The sequence below is a fragment of the Streptomyces sulphureus DSM 40104 genome, assembly GCF_000381025.1.
Lineage (GTDB): Bacteria > Actinomycetota > Actinomycetes > Streptomycetales > Streptomycetaceae > Streptomyces > Streptomyces sulphureus.
The window spans coordinates 712,253-731,519 of sequence record NZ_KB905814.1; the positions used below are offsets into that span (position 1 = coordinate 712,253).

The window sequence follows — 19,267 nt, forward strand, 5'->3', positions numbered from 1 at the left end:
TCAATCCCAGAACTTCAACTTGTCGCCAACCTTGCCCAAACCGTTTCCGACCCCATCAACGAGCTTGCCACCAAGATCAACGGCATAATCGGCGGCCTCGTTCCCCACCCCCGACCCCACGATTCCACCAACTGCGCCGCCCACGAACCCGCCCACTACTGTTCCCACCGGACCACCAACCGCGGTACCGATCGCACCGCCGAGCTTCGCCCCAGCGGCTGCGCCGCCCCAGCCGCCCAGACCCACGCCCAAACCACGTGTAGCAGCCCGGCCGACGCGTTCACCGGTGTGGTAGCCGCGCCCCGTGTCGTCCGTCCACTGCCCGTAGGCAGAGGTGGCGCCGCCCACCACGTTGCCGATACCACCGGCCCATTTGCCCGCTGTCGCCCATCTGCTGTGTTGGACGGCCCTGTTGGCCTTCGGGACGAAATTGCGCGAGTCGAGGGCCTGGCGCGTGCGTCCGAGAACTGTCGGTGCGATCGGAGCGAACTGGCCGTTGACGCGCGGTGCAAAATGCCCGTGTTCCACGTTGGTGAACCACGAAACCGTCGTACCCGCTGCCGTGTTGAGGTGCCCGTACCCCCACGACGCCAGTTGCAGCCCGTCGTCCTTCGGAGGAACGACCTGCCCCTTGGCGGATTCGGCGATCTCCTCAAGGAGGTTGCGGTCCGCGCTCGATGTCGTCTTCTGGAAAGCGTGGCGGTCCTCGGCGAGCTCTGCCAAGCTGCTGCGGGCCGCCTCGTCGGCACTGCCCGCTCCCGCGAGTATGCGGTCGATGTTCTGCTTGACCCGCGAGAGGACGAGCGGTGACGGAGTATCTGCCTCGGAGAGATCCTCCACCGGTTCGACCGTGCCGTTGGGAAGCACGCGGATGTGCCTCTCCGCGGCGTCCTCCACCTGCCGGTCCAGTTGCTTCTTGAACGCCTCGAACGCGGTGTGCGCGTTCCTGAGCACGTCGCGGACGTTCTCGGCGTGGTCGGCCATCGCGCGGATCTGCTCGGCCGTCTTACGCGTGAACCTCTGTGTGACGGCCGCGTTTTCGCCCTTCCAATCGGCGTTGCGGCTGGTCCGCTCCAGGGTCGCCGCGGTGGTTCCCTCGCCACCGTCGCCGATCTCCTTCAGGTCGCTCTCCATCGACGTCCACGCGTCGACGGCGCGCTTCAGCTTGCCGAGTCGGAGGTTGTCCAGGGTCTGGAAACGCAGCGGCTCACCGGCCATCGGCTCCCCCTCAGTCGATGTGGTCGCGTATGCGTGACGGAGTCATGAGGTGCCCGCCCGCGTCCCGCATCGAGGTGCGGATCTTCTCCTCGTCCTGGTCGTGCAACTTGCCCGTGTAGTCGAGGTGGTTGGAGATGTGGGCGCAGGCCTCCTTGACGGTGCCGGTCTGCGTGTTCCATGCGTCGTGCACGGCGAGGAGGGCCGAACCCATGGCGAGGTCCTGGCCGGTGAGGTCGTTGGCCGCGGTGGACGTCTCCTCGCGGGCCGCGTCTGCCTTCTTCTGTATCTGCCGGAAGAGGGAGGCCGCCTGATTGCCGATCTTCCCCAGCTCGTCGTCGCGCACGACGAGATCAGGCGAGTAACTGCCCGAACCGCCGCCCGCCTCGTTGAGCTGCATCCCCGTGGCGTCCGCGCCCTCCTGGCGGCGCACGAGGCTCGCCCACTCTTCCTCGAACGTCATGTGCTGCTCCCCTGTAGACGTCGCACACGGCGGGCGGGCCCGGCACGAGTACGGGCGGCCCTCCCGTCGCGGCCGCCACACAACTTACCCAGCGTGCCCGTTCGTTGACAGGGCGGGGTGCAGGCCGAACCGGCGGGCGATCTGCCCGCCGATGTGCGCGGCGCCCGGGCACCCGGACCGGGAGGGCGCGGTGCATGATGAGGGTGATTCACACCACCGAGTGGGAGGAGTGCACGTGAGCGACAGCAGCGAGGAGGCCCGGTCGGGCGCGGCGGGGACCGGGACCGTGGCGCACAACGCGCGCGTGTGGAACTACTGGCTCGGCGGCAAGGACTACTACGACGTCGACCAGGCCGTCGGGGACCACGTCACGGGCGTCTACCCCGCGATCGGCGAAGTCGCCCGCGCCGACCGGCGGTTCCTCGGACGCGTCGTCCGCTTCCTCACCGAGGAGGCAGGCGTGCGCCAGTTCCTGGACATCGGGACCGGACTGCCCACCGCCGAGAACACCCACGAGGTCGCCCAGCGCCACGCACCCGAGGCGCGCGTCGTCTACGTCGACAACGACCCCACCGTCCTCGCCCACGCCCGCGCCCTTCTCACCAGCGCACCGGAGGGCGCGACCGCCTACGCCGACGCGGACGCGCACCACCCGGACACCATCCTCGAAGCCGCCTCCAAGACGCTCCGCTTCGACCGCCCCGTCGGCGTGATACTGCTCGGCATCCTCAACTTCGTACTCGACACCGACGAGGCGCGCGGCATCGTGCGGCGCCTCATGTCGGCGGTGCCGCCGGGGAGTTACCTCGTCCTCTCCCATCCGACACAGGAGCTGGGGGGCGAGGGCAACGCGGACGCCATGGCCTTCTGGAACGAGAACGCCGAGCCGCCCATCACGGCGCGCAGCCGCGCCGAGATCGAGAGCTTCACCGAGGGGCTCGAGCTTCTCTCCCCCGGCATCGTCTCCTGCTCGGCCTGGCGCCCCGAGGGCGAACAGGACGCGGAGGTGGCCCAGTTCGGCCTCGTCGCACGCAAGCCCTGACCCGGTACGGCGCCGGGCTTTCGTTGCGGTCGGCGGACGTGGCAGCCCGCGCCGTGCGCGCCGGGCGTTCCGTGTCCGCTCCGGCTTCCGGCCGCGCCCGCCGCACTGCCCCGTCGCACGCGCCCGTGTGACGGGGCCCGCGCGTCACCCCTCCTGACGCGGGAAGGAGACCTCGACGCGGCGGTTCTTCTTGCGGCCTTCCTCGGTCTTGTTGTCGGCGACCGGGTAATCCTCGCTGTAGCCGCGGACGTTGAAGGAGACGTCGGAGCCAAGCTCTTCGGCGAGGCGTTGCTGGACGGTGGCTGCGCGGGCGCGGGAGAGCTTCTTTCCGTGCTCGTAGGAGCCGAGGTCGTCGGTGAACCCGTAGACGTTCACCTCCGTGCCCTTCTGCTTCTCGACCTCCTCCGCGATCTCCTTGATCTTGGCGTTCGCCTTCCCGTTCAGCTTGTTGCTGTCCTTGGGGAAGAGCACCTCGGCTTGGAGCGTGAACTTCGTCTTCTCGGTGCTGTCCTCGCGCCGCTCGTCGCCGCCCATGTTCTCCGTGACGAACTTGATGTCCAGCACCTTCGGCGGCGCCAACTTGGCCCCGGAGGCGAGCTTGAGGCCACCGGACTGGGCGTCGACCTTGTTGGGTCCTGAGCCGGAACCGGCGTTTTCGAAGTTGTCCGGAGGTTCGCTGTAGCCCTCGTCGCCGGGGCCGGTCTCGCCGGGGAGGGAGGGGGCGGAGCCGGTGGGGATGGTGGTGGGGTTGTCGGTACCGAAGTCGGGTGGGTCGGTCGGCAGGTCACCGATGCTTGGTGACGGTGTCGTGTCGTCTGCATGGGCCACGCCGCTGAAGCCGAAGACCAGCAGCCCCAACACGGACGTGCCTGTGACAGCTCGCGCGAGGACAGTGCGGGCCATCGTCATTCCCCCGAGATGGTGATGCTGGCTGTCGGAAGGTCTCCCACCTGAAAATCGAGGGCGTCGTTCCCCTCAGGCGGCGCGGGGAACTGTGCATACCAACTCTTGGTTTGGCCGCCTTGCAGTCCGCCCTTGAAAGCAGTACAGAGACAACGCCCGTCAGTGTCCCTGAGGACGAGGTACTTCTTCTTCCCCTTCTTATCAACCAGGCTCGCCCCGGCCATCGACGACGGATTCGCCTCTGCCAACTCCTTTTCTTCGGCTTTCCATTCGACTCCGCTCCAGAACTTCCCGCCGCTGTTCGAAATCTCTCCATTGAGGGTGAGGAACCCGCCTTCCTCGCGCTCTGCGGAGTTGACGGTCAGACTGATATCCGAGCCGCCCTTGACCTCAGCGAGTACTTCTTCCTCGCCGTCGCCGTCCTGGGACGAGGAATCTTTACCCCCGCCCTTGTCGTCCTGTTGGCTGGGGGAGGATTTGTCTGCATCATCGTCGCCCCCATCTCCGCTGCAACCTGCCAGCGCAAAGAGCAGACCTGTTGCGATCGCAAGGGCCGCCCAACGGCCGCCTTTTCGCCGCGTTCTCATGGGTTGCGCTTCCTCCGGTTGTCGTCTTTCATCATCCGACTAGCACCACGTCGAACAGGTCAGCCGGGTTGGCATCCAGATCGTCATCGTCCGGGTCGATAGCGATCTCCTCGCCGTCACAGGACAAAATGATCTGGTCAGAATCGTCGTCATCGGCCTCGCACTTCGGCACAATCACAGCAGTCGCCGACGCCTTCGCGGTCTTGTTCCCTGCGCCGGGGATGATCGATGATCCGCTGTCGAACCTTGTTCGTACGTCGACGGCATACCCAAGGTCGCCTCGCCTCTGGACCGGCCGGCACCCCTCTACGTTGGAGTCGTTCCGGCCTGCGAAGTGCCCTGCCTCCTCGCAGCCCTCGGCGACTATGTCACCACGCCCGGCTATCCACTCGCGCCATTCGTCATCGTCGTCCAGCGCATCGATGAAGCCATCGAAGAAGGCCGCTCTGTCTGCTCTCGCTGCGCCGACCGCCGCCGCGTCGGCAGCGGTCTGCCCACCGTTCCGAACCGAAGCGGCCTGGGCGACCGTGAAAAGAGCAAAAGCCAGAAACAACAGGCCCGTCATGGCGATTGCGCACAGCAGGAGCGCAGAACCGCTCTCCGGACCAGGTCGGTTCACCCGCCGCCGACGATCTTTGCAACAGCATTCCCTATGGCCGTGGAGATCACTGCGTCGAGTCCAAGCGCGCGAATTCCCAGAATGATCGCCCCCACAATGATCACGATCCCCACATACTCGATCGCAGACGCACCCCTCTCCCCGTCGCGTCCGTGACGGAGTCGAAAGGCTGCCCTCTGCAAGGCTCGGGCGGGCTTGGACATCGGGCTCTCCTCCAGTGTCAGCGGCGTGGTGGGCCGCCCTTCGGTGGGCTTCCGGGGCGTGAGGCGCGGTGGTTCGGTGTGGACCCGGTCTGGCTTCGGGTGGGTGCACACCGGTGGGGGGAGGGAGGTCGCGCAGGGTCAAGTCCCGGTGTGTGTGCGGGTGCCGGGCGTCAGGCATGGGTGGCACCTCCGGATGGGAGGGGAGGCGCGGGGGTGGGGGTCATGGTGTGCTGCGTCTCCCTCCGGCACCTGGTCTCGCGGGTGGGGCGCGGCCACTCGGGGTCGGGGGGTTCCGACAGGCCGGTGGGGTGTGCGCCGACTCTTGTTGCCCACTGTTGTTGCCCGAATGCAGACTGTGCCATATTTGCCTGCTGCCGCGAAGAGTTGGCGTGAAATGTGGGCGGCCTGGTCCCGTTTCGGGCGGTGGTGTGCGGGTGGTTTTCGGTCATCGCAGCGTCAACCCCCGAGGATGGAACCGAAGTCGGTGTCGGCACCGAGGATGAACGTGGCGGCGATCAGGATGAGGGTGCCGGGGAGCAGGAACCCGATCGTGGCGAGCGTCGCCTTGGGTATGGTCTTCGCGGCCTGGCGGCGCGCGTTCTGGGCGTCCGTCCGGCGCATGTCGGTGGCGATCTGCACGAGTGTGTCGGCGATGGGGGCGCCGAGTTCCTCGCCCTGCTGGAGCGCGGTGACGAACTGGTCGACCTGCTCGCTGGAGTTGCGCCTGCGCAGCTCGTCGAAGGCGTCGCGGCGGCTCACGCCCATGTCCATCTGCCGCAGGGTGATGCGGAGTTCGTCGGCCCACGGCCCTTCGTACCGCTCCGCCACCCGTTCCAGCGCCTGCCGGAAGCCGAGCCCGGCGGAGACGACGACGGCGAGGACGTCGAGGAAGTCGGGAAGGGTGCGCTCGATCGTCCGCTTGCGGTCGCGGACGGCCTGCCAGAGGGAGAGGTCGGCGGCCGTCCAGCCGAAGGCGAGGACGAGGAGGGTGAAGAGGAGGCTGTCGGCCGCGATGCCGACGAGGCCCATGAGGAGCCCGAAGACGCCGTAGACGGCGCGCCTCGCGGCGTACCGCTGGAGGGTGAGGCCGCCGGGGTTCCCCGCCTGGTCGATCCGGCGCCGCTTGCGGTCGACGAGGCGGGGCCCCATGAGCCGCAGCACGAGCGGCGCGAGGCGCATGCCGAGCCGGTCGACGGCGCGGTCGGGCGCCGAGGCGCGGGTGGCGCCGATCTCGTGGGCGAGGACGAGGTCGGCGGGGAGTTCCGCCTCGGAGCGGTAGAGGCGCAGCCCGGCGAGCGCCGCGTAGACGGCGGCGCCTGCGACGAGCGCGAGGACCAGCGCGATCACGCGGGGCACCGCCTCTCGGTGACGTCCAACGCCTCGGCGGGAGCGGCGAGTTGCCTCGTGGTACCCACCCTCACACCTCGATCCTGCCGAGCCGCCTGATGACGAGGAACCCGCTGGCGAAGAGCCCGACGGCGACGAGCATCGCCAACTGCCCCACGGGCGACCCGGTGACGCGTGCGAGGGCGCCCGGCATCATCGAGTTCATCATCAGCATGGCACCGAGGCCGAGGAGAGGCAGCGTGTACGCGGTGGCGTTCACCTCGGAGAGCATCGTGCGCACCTCGCGTCGCGTCTCCTTGCGCTCCTCCAGCGTGTGCGTGAGGTTCCGCAGCGACCCGACGATGGTGCCGCCCGCCCGGTTGGAGAGCACCAACGTGGTGACGAGGACGACGAGTTCGCGCGACGGCAACCGCTCGGCGAGCTCGCCGAGGGCGTCGTCGATCGAGCGTCCGACGGCGAGCTGGTTGACCACGACGGCGAGTTCGTCGCCCGCGGGCGCCTCCAGCTCCTCGGCGGCGATACCGAGGGCCGTACGCAGCGCAAGGCCCGCCGAGGTGGCGTTGGCGAGGATGCGGGAGAGCTCGGGGAGCTGCGCGATGAACTGCTCGGTGCGGCGCCTGCGTTGCTGGTTGAGGAAGGCGTTGGCGGTGACGGCGCCGAGGAGGCCGGCGAGCGGACCGAAGAAGGCGGCGAGCATCGCGGAGGCGAGGAACCAGAGGACCGCGACGAGCGCGGCGGTGTAGACGGCGAACTCGCCCGCGGTGAGGTCGAGTCCGGTGGCGTCGAGCCGGCGCTGGAGGCGCCTGCCGGGACCGGTGCGGCGCAGCCGGCGGTCGACGCCGGAGAAGGGCCGCGCCCGGCCGTCGGGGAGCCGGGCGCCCGCGGCTTCGGCGGCGAGGCGGTCGAGGAGCGCCCTGCGCCGGCTGCGCCCCGAGGCGTACACCAGCACGCCGGCGGTGCCCACGGCACCGGCGCACGCGGTCGCCGTGAGGGCGAGGAGTGCGGTGTTGTCCATACGGCGTCCTCGGTGGCCTTTCTCGTCCTGCGTCTGCGGTCTGCGCGGTGCGGTCTGCGCGGTGCGGTGTGCTCTCAGCCGGGCCGCCCGGCCGGTGGTCCGGCGCCCGGCAAGTCTCCCCAACGCGGCCGGCGCGTGGGCGGGTTGGGCCGGGTCATCCCCTGCCCCCCGCGTGGCGCCCGCCGGCGCCCCGCTCGGACGGCCCCTCCGCGACGCGCGAGGCGAGCTGCGAGGCGTCGGACGCGACCCCGTACGCGCCGGGGACGCTCTCGCCCGCCAGCGCGAGCCGGTCGGCGGTCCTGCGGGGCAGCGGGAGGTGCGCGAAGCTGCCGTCGACCCGCCCCGTGCCGGTGGCGGGGGCGGCGTCGAAGCGGGTGAGCGGCACGATCCGGAAGGGCTCCCTGCCGTGCGAGGCGAGGAGCGCGACCTCGACCACCTTGCGGGAGCCGTCGGAGAGGCGGGCGAGTTGGACGAGCACGTCGACGGCCGAGTTGATCTGGTCCTGGAGCGCGGCGAAGGGGACGTCCACCTCGGACATCGAGGCGAGGGTCTGGAGTCGCATCAGCGCGTCCTCCGCGCTGTTGGCGTGGACGGTGGCGAGCGAGCCGTCGTGCCCCGTCGACATCGCCTGGAGCATGTCGAGGGTCTCGCCGCCGCGTACCTCGCCGACGAGGATGCGGTCGGGGCGCATCCGCAGCGAGTTCCGGACGAGGTCGCGGACGGTGACCTGGCCCTTCCCCTCGACGTTGGCCGGACGTGTCTCCAGCCGGATGACGTGCTCCTGCTGGAGCTGGAGTTCGGCCGCGTCCTCGACGGTGATGATGCGTTCCCGCTCGGGGATGAGCGCGGAGAGGGCGTTGAGCAGCGTCGTCTTGCCGGAGCCCGTGCCGCCGGAGACGATCACGTTGAAGCGGCCCCTGATGAAGGCGGAGAGCAGCGCGAGCATGTGCGTGTCGAGGGTGCCGATGCCGATGAGCTCTTCGAGCGTGTAGGCGCGGGGGAAGCGCCTGATGGTGAGGGTGGCACCGGAAAGGGAGAGCGGCGGGATGATGACGTTGACGCGCTCGCCCGTGGGGAGGCGCGCGTCGACCATCGGATTCGACTCGTCCACCCGCCTGTTGACGGTCGAGACGATCCGCTCGATCGTCTGCATCAACTGCTCGTCCGAGGCGAACCGCACCGGCACCTGCTCGACGCGGCCCGCGCGCTCGACGAAGACCTGGTCGGGCCCGTTGACCATGATCTCGGTGATCGACGCGTCCTCCAGCAACGGTTCGAGGACGCCGAGGCCGAGCGCCTCGTCGACGACGCGGCGGATGAGCAGCGCCCGGTCGGGGGTGGCGAGGACGGGGCCCTCGCGGCTGATGATGTGGCCGAGTACGCGCTCCAGGCGGCTGCGGCGCTCGTCGGGCGCGAGCGCCGACATCTCGGCGAGGTCGATCTCCTCCAGCAGCTTGGTGCGGAAGGCGGGGACGAGGTGGCCCGTCGTGTCGTCAGCGGGACGGCCCGCGGCGGGCGCCGCGCCGTCCTGGTTGATGCGGGAGCGCAGGCTCAACTCGGCCTCCTCGGCGCGGTGTCGGGCCCCTGCGGGGCGTACGGCGGCATGTCAGTCGTCCTCGTCGGCCGGCATCGTCGCCGAGCGGCTCGCGGTGCCGAGGCTGCCGAAGCCGGGGATGACGGACGGGATGGTGACGGTGGTCTTCACGGTCACCTCGTCGCCGCCCCCGGAGAGTGCGAAGGTGCTGCGCTGCGCCGTCCAGCCGGACATCGCCGCGCGCCCCCCGGCCGCGTACCCGTCCGCGGTGTCCTGCTGCCCGGCGAGGCGGGCTGCGGCGCGCGCTCCGGTCCCGGCCTGCTGCACGGCGTAGCCGGCGAGGCCGAGCTGGATGCCGGCCATGGCGACGAGCAGGAGCAGCGGGAGCATGCCGACGAACTCCAGGGAGCTCGCACCGCGTTCGGGCTGCCGGCGCCCCGCGCGGCGTATGCGCAGGAAGGGGACGCGCACCACGGGTCAGCCCTCCTTCGCGGCCCCGGCCTCGCCCGCGACCGTGAACGGGAGGAGGGCGGAGCCGGGGAAGAGGATGGGGGTTTTCATGTCGACGTCGGCCTTCCAGACGTCGCCGGAGAGCGAGCACGCCACCTTCGAGCCGCCGCGCCACTTGGCGGGAAGGTGCTCGGTGGCGGCGGCTTGGCAGGCGCCCTGCGGGTCGCCGTACGCCTCTGCCGAGGCCGCGGCGCGTGCGCCCTCGTCCGCCGCGTTGCCGGCGAGCGAGAAGGTGTAGCCGATCAGCACGGCCTGCCAGACGAGGGCGAGGACGACGAGGACGATCGGCGCCATCCCCGCGAACTCCACGCTCGCCGCACCGCGTTCGCCGCCGAGCCGGCCCGGCTGCCCGCCGTCGGGCGCCTGCTGGGGTGCGGCGGTGCCGGGCGGAAGCGCCTGCCGTGGCCCGCCCGTCCCGGGGAGCGCCTGGGCCTGCTCGGGGGATTGCGGCTTGTCGCCGCGGTGCTTCTCGCGGCGCTTCGCCTTCCCGCGGGCCTTGCGCGGCTGCTCCGGTGCGGCGGCGACGCCGAGTTCGCCCGCGAGAGCCCACAGGGCCTGCTTGACGACGCTGCGGTCATCGAGGTCCTGGAGGCGCCCGGCGTCGACGGCGGTCTGGAGGTCCTTGAAGTGCGAGGGCACGGCCGTGCGCGCGACTGGTGTCCCCGTGATGCGCGCGACCAGCGGCGGCTGGATCTCCGTCTGCCGGGAGGCCCGATTGACGACGGTGACGATCTCCTCGGCCTTGCGCACCTGGAGCCGGTCCCACAGCCGCACCGCGCGCTTCGCCGCGCGTACCGAGACGACGTCCGGGGTGGTGAAGAGGACGGCCCGGTCGGCGAGTTCGACCGCCGCTGCACTGCCCGCGGTGAGCTGCGCACCGCAGTCGACGACGACCACCTCGTAACGGGAGCGGAGGGCGCCGACGATCTGCCGTGCCGCGCGGTCGTCGACCTCCTCGCCCCGCTCCCCCTCGCCCGGCGCGAGGAGCAGCGCGAGGCCCGACTCGTGGGCGTAGACGGCGTCCTGGAGGACCCGCGGGGAGACGTCCTGGATGCCGGCGAGGTCCGCCACGGACCTGCGGTATTGGACGTCGAGGTAGGAGGCGACGTCACCGGACTGGAGGTCGAGGTCGACGAGGGCTGTGCTGCGCCCCGACGCCTGTGCGGCGAGGGCCAGTTGCACGGCGGCGAGCGTCGCGCCCACTCCGCCCTTCGCGCCCGTCACGGCGACGACGGTGCCGCCCGCGCCGGCCGCCCGCGCCCCGCCCGTGCCGAGATGGCGCCGCACACCGGCCGCCCAACCGCCCGCGGCACCGATGCGGGCGCTCAACTCCTCGACGCGCAGCGGCAGCGAGACGACGCCGCGCGCCCCCGCGTCCATGGCGGAGGAGTACAGGGCGGGGCTGGTGTCCCGCGTGACGAGGATGGTGCCGACGGCGGGGAAGCGGACGGCGACCTCGCGGATCAGCTCCAACGCGGGGAGCGGGCCGATGAGTTCGTGGACGAGGACGATCTCGGGCAGGTCGGCGGCGGACTCGGTGCCGGCCTGCCCGAGCACGTCGAGGAGCTGGGTGGAGTCGATGGCCGGCGGCAGCGGCTCCCCGTCCGGCGTGCTCGCGAGCGCCTCCACCAGGACGCGGGCCGCCTCCGGGTCGCTGACGGCGGGCTGGATGCGCCAGGTCATCGGCACCTCACTCGTCCCCGCCGAGGGTGTAGGTACGGTCGCCCTCGGGGACGCCCTTGTCGTCGCCGGGGGCGACGAGCGCGAGCCGCACGTGCTCGGCGAACGACTCGGCGTAGGCGACGCGTTGGGCGTCCTCGGTGCCGAGCGCGAAGGTGATCGGCACGCCCTCGCGCTCGCGCTGGCGGGTCTGCTCGTCGCGGTCGCCGTCGTCGGAGAGCGGGCTCAGTTCGCCCACGTCGATCACCTTGGCGTCGGCGACGATCACCCGCGACTGCGACGGGGTGTTGCCGCCGCCTTTGCCGCCGCCGCGCTCGCCCTCGAACGTGGCGTAGATGTTGACCTTGTTCCCCGGGTTGATCTTCCCGGCGACACCGGTCTCCGCGTCGATCATGATGGCGATCTCCTGTTCCCCCGCCGCGAGTTCGGGGCGCTCGGCGAGCATGTCCGACTGGAGGGGCGAGCCCTTGCGGAGCGGGTTGACGGCGATCTTGCCGCGGATCTCGCCGAGGTCGGTGACGGCCGTGCGCGGTATCCACCGCTTCGGCATCGTGACCCGCTCGAACTGCGAGGCGTCGAGCCGCTTGTACGCCGGTACGTCCGACTTCAGCTCGTACGCCGCCGTCTCCTCGCCGACCTTCGACTCGACGTTGCGCACGTACGCCAGCACCCCCGCGAAGGCGGCGAGCGCGCAGAGCGCGGAGACGAGCAGCAGGAGGACGCCGCGGCGCTGACGGGAGTTCATATCGGGCGTTTTCCTCGGATTTCTCGGGGATCTGCGACGGCGGTATCGGCGAGCGGCGGCTGCTCGCCCTGCGGCGGGGCGTGCTCGTGTTCCGGGTCGGCCGGGTCGCTCGGGACCGCGTCACGGGGCGTGGGGTCGGGCGTCGGGTCGTCGAACGGGGGTTCCCCGTACGGCGGTTGGGGAACCGGCCGGTCACCGGGGGACGACGCGGGAGGGGCCACGGGCCACGGTGCGGGCGGGCGGGGTGCCCTCCCGGACGGGGCCGCTTCGGGAGAAGCGGGGCCGGGCGTCGGGGGGTCGGACGGGGCTTCCGCGTACAGCGGCCGGGGAGCCCACCCTTCACCGGGCCACGGCACGGCCGGGCGACCCTCCTCCGCCGACGCGGCCGCCCCAGGAGGCGCACCGTCAGGCGTCGGAGCATCGAACGAAGCTTCCGCATACGGTGATCGGGAAGCCGACTCCTCACCGGGCGAGGCCGCCTCACGAGGCGTGGCATCGGACGCAGCTCCCGCGTACGGCGGATGCGGAGCCTGCTGCCCGCCGGGCCACGGCGCCGGCGCACGGTCTTCCTGCCCGGACACGTCCCCAGGCATGAACGTCCGGTCTCCCGACGCAGCCCCCGTGTACGGCGCTCGGGGGGCCGACTCCTCTCCGCCCCGCGGCTCTGGCGGGACGGCGGGCCACGGCACAGCGGCCTGGCTGCCTTCCTCCTCGGCCGGAACGACGTCCCGCTGCCCCGGCTCGGGAGCCGCCGACGAGGGAACCGCCGCATCGGCGGACGTGGGACCGTACGCCGAAGCCGCCGCGTACGAAGCAGGGTTGACGGGCGCCGATACGCCCTCGCCCTGCGACACCTGCGCACCCGGCGCCGAAGCGGAAGGCGCCTCCCGCGCACCCGGCGGCGGCACCGAGTGAGGCGCGTACCCGGCCGGAGTCGGCGGTGCGGGGGGCGGCCCCCAACCGGTGCCGGACACGGTGGTGTCGCCCGCCTCGACCGGCGCGGGCGCCGAGGGGCGCGGCACCTGCGGCCGCCGAGGCGCCTCGCGCTCGGCGGCACGGGCCGAGAGCGGCCCTCGGGGCTCGGCGGGCGCGCGGCCTCGCACCCGTGGGCCGCGCACCGCGTACGCGCCGCGCAGCGGGTGGCCCGCGCCGGAGGGCTGGGCGGGAGAGGCGCAGAACGCGCAGCAGTCGCCGATGAGTTCGAGGCCGCACCAGTGGCAGGTGTCCCTGCGGACCGAGGCGACGAGTTGGTAGAGCATCGAGACGTCGGCTATCGCCGCCGCGAACTCCGTCAGCTTCCCCGTCCCCCACCAGGAGGGCGAGTCGGCGGGCAGGTGTTCCTCGCGCACCTCGCCCACACGCCAGCCACGGGCGAGCGGGCCCGTGACCCATTCGGCACCTGCCTGCCCCCGCGCCAGGGTGAGTTGCGTGGGGAACCGGGGCCCGCTCAGCGCGGCGCCCTCCGCCTCACCGACCCGTACGAGCTCCGGTGCGGGCGCCGCGAGCACCGCGAACTGGGCACGCGAGACGAGGGACTTGGCGTGCGCGCCGAGCGAGACGGGGACGCGGTCGAGCTTCGCTACGGAGTGCAGGAGCGCGCCGGCGTAGACATAGTGCGCGAGGAGGCGCGAGGAGGCCCCCAGTACGCCGGGGCTGAAGTCGCAGAGCGAGAGCTGCCGGAGCTGCCGGACGAGGACACCGACGGCGAGCGGCGGCAGCGGCGTCGGCAGCAGCGCGATGCGGTCGCTCTCCAGCACGGACCTGATCGCGTGGAGGCGGTGGACGTGGGAGCGGGGAAGCGCGTCGGGATAGACGGCGATGAGGTACCCGTGCTGCTCCAAGAGGGCGTGCGCCTCTTCGAGGGCGGCCTCGAACGGCTGCTCCTCCGGGGCGTGCAGGACGTGCGCGCGCGGCGTGTGCCGGTCGGGCGGGGGCAGCACGTGGTCGCGGCTGGCGACCGCTAAGGCTGTAGTCACGTCCCGGCTCCCCTGGTCCGGACCCGGGTGGTGGCGGACCGGCCCCTGCACGCCCGTCCGGCCGCCCTGGGCCTCGCTTCCTCCTGCACCGCGGCCCCGCCGGCCTCCCGCCCGACTGCGCACCGCGGCGCCGACCCCCTCGTCGGCTCGTACTCTCCCGTTCGTCCGCCGGCGCACTGCGCGACGGGCGGCCAACCTCCAGTCTGCACCCAGCCGTTGACCCCGGCTGACGACATAACACCTTATCTGCGGCGCAGCCGCCAGAGAACCTTTCCCGGAACTCCACGGCAACCCCTACCCAGGCGCAGCAGGAAGGCAACCGCGAGAGGGCCCGGCACACAGGCGTGCCGGGCCCTCTCACCGCGCGATACTCACCACGGCAGGCCGCGCAACTCCTCCACGCACAGCACGAGAAAGAGCAGCCCGGAGAGGACGAGCAGGACGTTGCTGAGCGGCCGGTTGCGCCATTCCCGCGGTGTGCGCGAGGAGTTGAGGAGCCAGACGAGCGTCAGCGCGAGGAAGGGCATGAAGAAGGCACCGAGGACGCCGTACGCGATCACGAGGCCGAACGGTTCGTCGAGCCACAGGAGGACCATCGGCGGGAACGTCAGCCAGAGCAGGTAGCCGCGGAACGGCAGCGAGCGCTCCCGCTCGCCCCGCGCGACGAGCCCGACGGCGTCGCCCTCCTCCCCCGCGGCCTCGCGGCGCCCGGCACGGGCGAGCCTCACCTGCTCGACGAAGTCGGCGAACATGAGACTCACGCCGTGCCAGACCCCGATCACGGACGAGAAGGCGGCGGCGAAGAAGCCGACGAGGAAGAGCGTCGACGTCACGCCGCCGAATCGGTCCTCCAGCACCTCGTTGAGGTCGAGGAGCCCCCGGTCGCCGTCGGTGAGAGCGATCTGCGTGGAGTGCAGCAGCTCGGCGCCGATGATGAGCATCGCGACGACGAAGATGCCGGTGGTCAGGTACGCGACGCGGTTGTCGAGGCGCATCATGCGCATCCACCGGCTGTCGGTCCAGCCCTTGGCGTTCACCCAGTACCCGTACGCGGCCATCGTGATGGTGCCGCCGACGCCGCCGATGAGGCCGAGCGTGTAGAGCAGCGAGCCGTCGGGGAGGACGGGCGCGAGCCCGGCGAAGGCGTCGGGGACGCTCGGCGCGACCCTGACGGCCACGTACACGACGACGAGGAACATCGCGCCGACGAAGACCATCATCGCCTTCTCGACGACGGCGTACCGGTTGGTCCATACGAACGCCAGCCCGCAGAGTCCGACGAGGATCGCCCAGTACTTCAGCGGCAGCGTGTCGGGGAAGAGCGCCTGGAGGGGCAGCGCACTCGACGACATCGCGGTGGCGCCGTAGACGAACCCCCAGACGACCACGTAGACGGCGAAGTAGACGGTCGTCCACGTGCCGAGCTCGCGCCAGCCCTCGAAAAGGGTGCGCCCGGTGGCGAGGTGCCAGCGGCCGACGGCCTCGGCGAGGGCGATCTTGACGATGCAGCCGATGACCGCGGCCCAGAGCAGCGTGTACCCGAACTTGCTTCCGGCGACGAGCGTCGCGACGAGGTCCCCCGCGCCGACACCGGTGGCGGCGACGACGATGCCCGGACCGATCCGCTTCCACATGGCGCGACGCGAGGTCGGGGGCGTCTCCGAAGTCGCCTGCGGAGCCTGCGGTTTCGGTTCGGCGCCGCCCGGCCGGGCGGGCGCGCCGTCGAACGGTGCGGCGTCGTCGGTGGCCATCGGTACCGCCCTTCCTGCCGTGCTGGTTCCGTCGGGTCGGCGATCGCGACGCCGGGCGCCCACTGATCGTCCGCGCATGAAACCGCCGGTTCGGTCCGCGCACAAGAGGCCGCGCACGGGTTGCCCCTCCTGCCGCGCAAGGGAGCGGGAAACGTCCGAGGTATTGACATCCCCATTGGTCTGGACCACGTTGTACGCGAGCGCAGGGCCCGCGCCTTCCCCAAGTCCCCCCACACCGGAGGAAGTTGTGGCTCGAACACGTACCAGAGCGGCCCGCATCCGCAACCGCGCCGTCGTCGGCCTCGCCGCGGGCGCCCTCGCGGCAGGCAGCCTCTTCGCCGTCGGCGCCGCCAACGCCAGCGCGGGCGAGACGGCCCAACCGGGCCCGAACGTGGGCGCGTCGGCCGTACCCGCGCACGCGGTCACCGGCTACTGGCAGAACTTCGACAACGGCGCCACCGTCCAGACGATCGCCGACGTCCAGGACGACTACGACATCATCGCCGTCGCCTTCGCCGACGCCACGGGCTCTCCCGGCGAGGTCGACTTCAACCTCGACTCCGCACTCGGCTACTCCGAGGACGACTTCAAGGCCGACGTCGCCGCGAAGCAGGCCGACGGGAAGTCCGTCATCATCTCCGTCGGCGGCGAGAAGGGCGCCGTGCAGGTCGGCGACAGCGCGTCGGCACAGGCGTTCGCCGACAGCATCGTCGGGCTCATGGACGAGTACGGGTTCGACGGCGTCGACATCGACCTGGAGAACGGCCTCAACGCCACCTACATGACCGAGGCGTTGGAGTCGATCCACTCGGCGAAGAGCGACGTCGTGGTGACGATGGCGCCGCAGACCGTGGACATGCAGTCCCCGGAGAACGAGTACTTCGAGACGGCGCTGAACATCAAGGACTTCCTCACCGTCGTCAACATGCAGTACTACAACAGCGGTTCGATGAACGGCTGTGACGGACAGGTCTACGACTCCGGAAGCGTCGACTTCCTCACCTCCCTCGCCTGCCTCCAGATCGAGGGCGGCCTCGACCCCTCGCAGGTCGGCCTCGGCCTCCCCGCCTCCTCGGACGCCGCCGGCTCCGGCTACATCGAGCCGTCCGTCGTCAACGACGCGCTCGACTGCCTCGCCAAGGGCGAGAACTGCGGCAGCTTCACCCCCGAGGAGACCTGGCCGGACATCCGCGGCGCGATGGCCTGGTCGACCAACTGGGACGCCACAGCCGGCGACTCCTGGTCGGGCACGGTCGGCCCGCACGTCCACGGCCTCTGAGCCGACACCACCCGCGCGCCCGCGGGACCGCGGGCGCGCGACCCCGGCCCGGACTGGGAACGGGCCGGCACGGTACGGGGTGTTCCGCCCCACCGCCCCGTACCGCACAGGACGCCCCCGAGGCCTCACGGCCACGGGGGCGTCCGCCGCGTGCGGCGCTCAGCTCAACCGCCGGTCACGGCTTCGGCAGGGTGCAGCCTTCCAGGTCGAGGTCGACCTCGTTGCCCTTGCCCACGCAGGCCGCGAGCAGGTACGTCTGCTGTCCGTAGGCGATGCCCTCGCGGACGGTGACGTTGCCGTCCTCGTCGACCTCGCACGGGTTGTCGAGGGTGCACTCCTCGCCGTTCTCGTTGCGCGTGTTGTTGACGCCCACGACCTTGCCCGAGGCGTCGTCGACGACGGGCGAACCCGAAGTGCCTCCCTTGGTCTCGCACTCGGCGGTGTACCGGAGCGAGTCCTTCATCGTCCAGTCGGCCTCCCGGAGTTCGGGTACGAACGCGTCGATCGCGCAGCCGAACGTCTCCTTCCAGTACCCGGAGACGACGGTGATGTCGTTGCCCGCCACCGGGTGCTCGGCGTCGAGGTCGAGCGCGGTGACGCCGTACTCCGACTCGATCTCCTCGTAGCTCTCACCGACCTGGTACAGGGAGACGTCGGTGTCGGTCATCGTCGCGTAGGCGACCTTGACGGCGCTGACCGTGCCGGCGTCCTGTCCCGAGGCGTCGAGGAGCGTGAAGCCGCGGCTGGAGGGCTCGTCGACGACGACTGTCCCGGGGCCGGGCATGCCCGCCTCCAGGCAGTGGCCGTTGGAGAGGACGAGCGCCGGGTCGGACGGCTGGGAGTCGGGGAGGCTGACGAGCGACCCGGAGCAGTTGCTCAGCGCCACGGAGCCCTCGAAGTCGGGGGCGGCCGCGTTGTGTGGGGAGGAGGCTGACGTGGGGCGGTGCTGCTGCGCGTCCGCGCTCGTTGCTGCGGCCGGTGTCGCGGCGAGGCCGGTCAGCGCGGCGGCTCCGAGGAGGCCGGCTGCCAGGGTGCCTGCGAGAGGTCGTTTCATGTGTGGGGTCCTCTCTTAAGGAACCTGCGTTACCGAAGGTCCGTTCGGTCTGTCGCGGCATCCTTCAGCAGCCCCCCGCACGGCACAAGGGCGCGCGTCGGACACCAACTGGAAGCGCCCCGGGCGCAGTTGGGCGCACGAACACCACATGGTCGCTACATCAGGGCCTCTTCCCCCCGCACACCCGCCGGCTGGATAGTGGAACGTCCGCGGCACTTCGCGCACCTCGGACGACGACGTCCCGAAGAGAAGGTGAACCGGTGAAGTTCAGCTACGCGATGCTCCCCGACTACCCGCTCACGGAGTCCCTCGCCTCGATCGGCCTCGCCGACCGGCTCGGCTTCCATGCCTGCTACGCGGCGGACGAGACCTGGCACAAGGACCTGTGGCAGCTCTTCGCCGCCGCAGCCACCCGGACCGAGCGCATCCGGCTCGGCCCCAGCGTCTCGCCCGTCGCACTCCGCGAACCGAGCCTGCTCGCCCAGGCGTTGGCGACGCTCGACGAGCTCTCCGGAGGGCGCGCCGAAGGCGTCCTGTCCAGCGGCAACTTCGGCCTCCTCGCCCAGTACGGCATCGACTGGCGGGAGACGCGCCCGCTGAGCCGCACCAAGGAGGCGCTCCACGTCGTCCGCACCCTCCTCGACGACGGCGCGCTCACCCACGAGGGCGAGTTCTACCGCTACGAAGGACTCTTCACCTTCGCGCGCCCCGTGCAGGAGCGGCTGCCGCTGAAGCTCGGCGCGATGCGCGGCCCCCGCTCCTTCCGGGCGGCCGGGGCGCTCGCGGACGGCTGCCACCACGCACTCAGCTACACGCGCGAGGCGTACGAGTACGCCGTGGCGCACCTCAAGGAGGGCGCCGAGAGCGCGGGCAGGGACTGGCGGTCGCTCGACATCGGCGCCTGGATCGTCTTCGCCGTGGGCGAGGACTCCGCGAAGGCGAAGGAGGCGGCACGCAGCATGGTCGGCATCTACGCCTCCTCGATGCCCGAGGAGCAACTGCGGCGCAACGGCGTCGACCCGGAGGAGCTGGCACCGGCGATCGAGGCGATCGGGGTCGGAGACCTCGCCCGCGGCATCGAGCTCACCAGCCCGGAGGTCGCGGAGCGGCTCTCCGTCTCGGGGACGCCCGAGGAGTGCCGCCGCAAGATCGCCCGGGAGATCGCCCCCACCGGGGTCAACCACGTGATCTGCGCGGTCACCGACCGCACCCTGGTCCGCACCTTCACCGGACGCGACCTTCCGGGCGTCGCGGACGTCGACACGCAACTGCGGATCATCCACGACGAGTTGATGCCCGCGTTCGCCTGAGGCGACGTGCGCGGAACCGCCGAGCGGAAGCCAC

General features: G+C 71.3%; 18 protein-coding genes. 3 read left to right on the forward strand and 15 right to left on the reverse strand.

Annotation, left to right across the window (positions count from 1 at the left end):
• Positions 1-1,218 (reverse strand): hypothetical protein, encoded by a 1,218-nt coding sequence (locus F603_RS0107315; RefSeq protein WP_019545359.1) that lies wholly within the window; start codon positions 1,216-1,218, stop codon positions 1-3.
• A 10-nt stretch (positions 1,219-1,228) separates the two neighbouring features.
• Positions 1,229-1,678, reverse strand: coding sequence for a hypothetical protein (locus tag F603_RS0107320; protein WP_019545360.1), 450 nt, complete (start codon positions 1,676-1,678; stop codon positions 1,229-1,231).
• A gap of 235 nt (positions 1,679-1,913) precedes the next feature.
• Here F603_RS0107320 and F603_RS0107325 point away from each other — a divergent pair, with 235 nt between their 5' ends.
• On the forward strand, positions 1,914-2,720 hold the full coding sequence (locus tag F603_RS0107325; RefSeq protein WP_019545361.1) for an SAM-dependent methyltransferase: 807 nt from the start codon (positions 1,914-1,916) through the stop codon (positions 2,718-2,720).
• Positions 2,721-2,864: 144 nt separating this feature from the next.
• On the opposite strand, the gene F603_RS0107330 is transcribed toward F603_RS0107325, so the two are convergent.
• The 12 genes from F603_RS0107330 to F603_RS0107385 form a co-directional block, all read right to left on the reverse strand.
• Positions 2,865-3,623 carry an OmpA family protein gene (locus F603_RS0107330; protein WP_019545362.1) on the reverse strand — a complete coding sequence of 253 codons (759 nt, stop codon included), beginning with the start codon at positions 3,621-3,623 and terminating at the stop codon, positions 2,865-2,867.
• 2 nt (positions 3,624-3,625) lie between these two features.
• A complete protein-coding gene (locus F603_RS0107335) occupies positions 3,626-4,210 on the reverse strand; it encodes a hypothetical protein (RefSeq protein WP_026328212.1) in 585 nt (194 codons plus the stop codon).
• 31 nt (positions 4,211-4,241) lie between these two features.
• Complete coding sequence (locus F603_RS0107340; protein ID WP_019545364.1) at positions 4,242-4,775, reverse strand: hypothetical protein; 534 nt, start codon at positions 4,773-4,775, stop codon at positions 4,242-4,244.
• Positions 4,776-4,825: 50 nt separating this feature from the next.
• On the reverse strand, positions 4,826-5,032 hold the full coding sequence (locus F603_RS0107345) for a hypothetical protein (RefSeq protein ID WP_019545365.1): 207 nt from the start codon (positions 5,030-5,032) through the stop codon (positions 4,826-4,828).
• Between the two features lie 456 nt (positions 5,033-5,488).
• The gene (locus tag F603_RS0107350; RefSeq protein ID WP_050988569.1) at positions 5,489-6,379 is read right to left on the reverse strand and encodes a DUF5936 domain-containing protein; all 891 of its coding nucleotides are present in this window, start codon (positions 6,377-6,379) and stop codon (positions 5,489-5,491) included.
• A 70-nt stretch (positions 6,380-6,449) separates the two neighbouring features.
• Positions 6,450-7,394 (reverse strand): type II secretion system F family protein, encoded by a 945-nt coding sequence (locus tag F603_RS0107355; protein ID WP_019545366.1) that lies wholly within the window; start codon positions 7,392-7,394, stop codon positions 6,450-6,452.
• A 154-nt stretch (positions 7,395-7,548) separates the two neighbouring features.
• A complete protein-coding gene (locus F603_RS0107360; RefSeq protein WP_019545367.1) occupies positions 7,549-8,949 on the reverse strand; it encodes a TadA family conjugal transfer-associated ATPase in 1,401 nt (466 codons plus the stop codon).
• A gap of 51 nt (positions 8,950-9,000) precedes the next feature.
• The gene (locus F603_RS0107365; RefSeq protein WP_019545368.1) at positions 9,001-9,402 is read right to left on the reverse strand and encodes a TadE/TadG family type IV pilus assembly protein; all 402 of its coding nucleotides are present in this window, start codon (positions 9,400-9,402) and stop codon (positions 9,001-9,003) included.
• 3 nt (positions 9,403-9,405) lie between these two features.
• Positions 9,406-11,121 (reverse strand): CpaE/TadZ family protein, encoded by a 1,716-nt coding sequence (locus F603_RS0107370; protein WP_019545369.1) that lies wholly within the window; start codon positions 11,119-11,121, stop codon positions 9,406-9,408.
• Positions 11,122-11,128: 7 nt separating this feature from the next.
• Positions 11,129-11,863, reverse strand: coding sequence for a Flp pilus assembly protein CpaB (gene cpaB, locus F603_RS0107375; protein WP_019545370.1), 735 nt, complete (start codon positions 11,861-11,863; stop codon positions 11,129-11,131).
• The gene (locus tag F603_RS0107380; RefSeq protein WP_245600707.1) at positions 11,860-13,839 is read right to left on the reverse strand and encodes a hypothetical protein; all 1,980 of its coding nucleotides are present in this window, start codon (positions 13,837-13,839) and stop codon (positions 11,860-11,862) included. Before F603_RS0107380 ends, cpaB begins: the two co-directional genes overlap by 4 nt.
• Before the next feature lie 371 nt (positions 13,840-14,210).
• Entirely contained in the window at positions 14,211-15,590 is a 1,380-nt protein-coding gene (locus F603_RS0107385; protein ID WP_019545372.1) for an Nramp family divalent metal transporter, read from the reverse strand.
• 247 nt (positions 15,591-15,837) lie between these two features.
• Between F603_RS0107385 and F603_RS0107390 the strand changes: the two genes are divergently transcribed.
• Complete coding sequence (locus F603_RS0107390; RefSeq protein ID WP_019545373.1) at positions 15,838-16,869, forward strand: chitinase; 1,032 nt, start codon at positions 15,838-15,840, stop codon at positions 16,867-16,869.
• A gap of 175 nt (positions 16,870-17,044) precedes the next feature.
• On the opposite strand, the gene F603_RS0107395 is transcribed toward F603_RS0107390, so the two are convergent.
• Positions 17,045-17,923 (reverse strand): S1 family peptidase, encoded by an 879-nt coding sequence (locus F603_RS0107395; protein WP_019545374.1) that lies wholly within the window; start codon positions 17,921-17,923, stop codon positions 17,045-17,047.
• A 260-nt stretch (positions 17,924-18,183) separates the two neighbouring features.
• Between F603_RS0107395 and F603_RS0107400 the strand changes: the two genes are divergently transcribed.
• Entirely contained in the window at positions 18,184-19,233 is a 1,050-nt protein-coding gene (locus tag F603_RS0107400) for an LLM class flavin-dependent oxidoreductase (RefSeq protein WP_019545375.1), read from the forward strand.
• Positions 19,234-19,267: the final 34 nt, after the last annotated feature.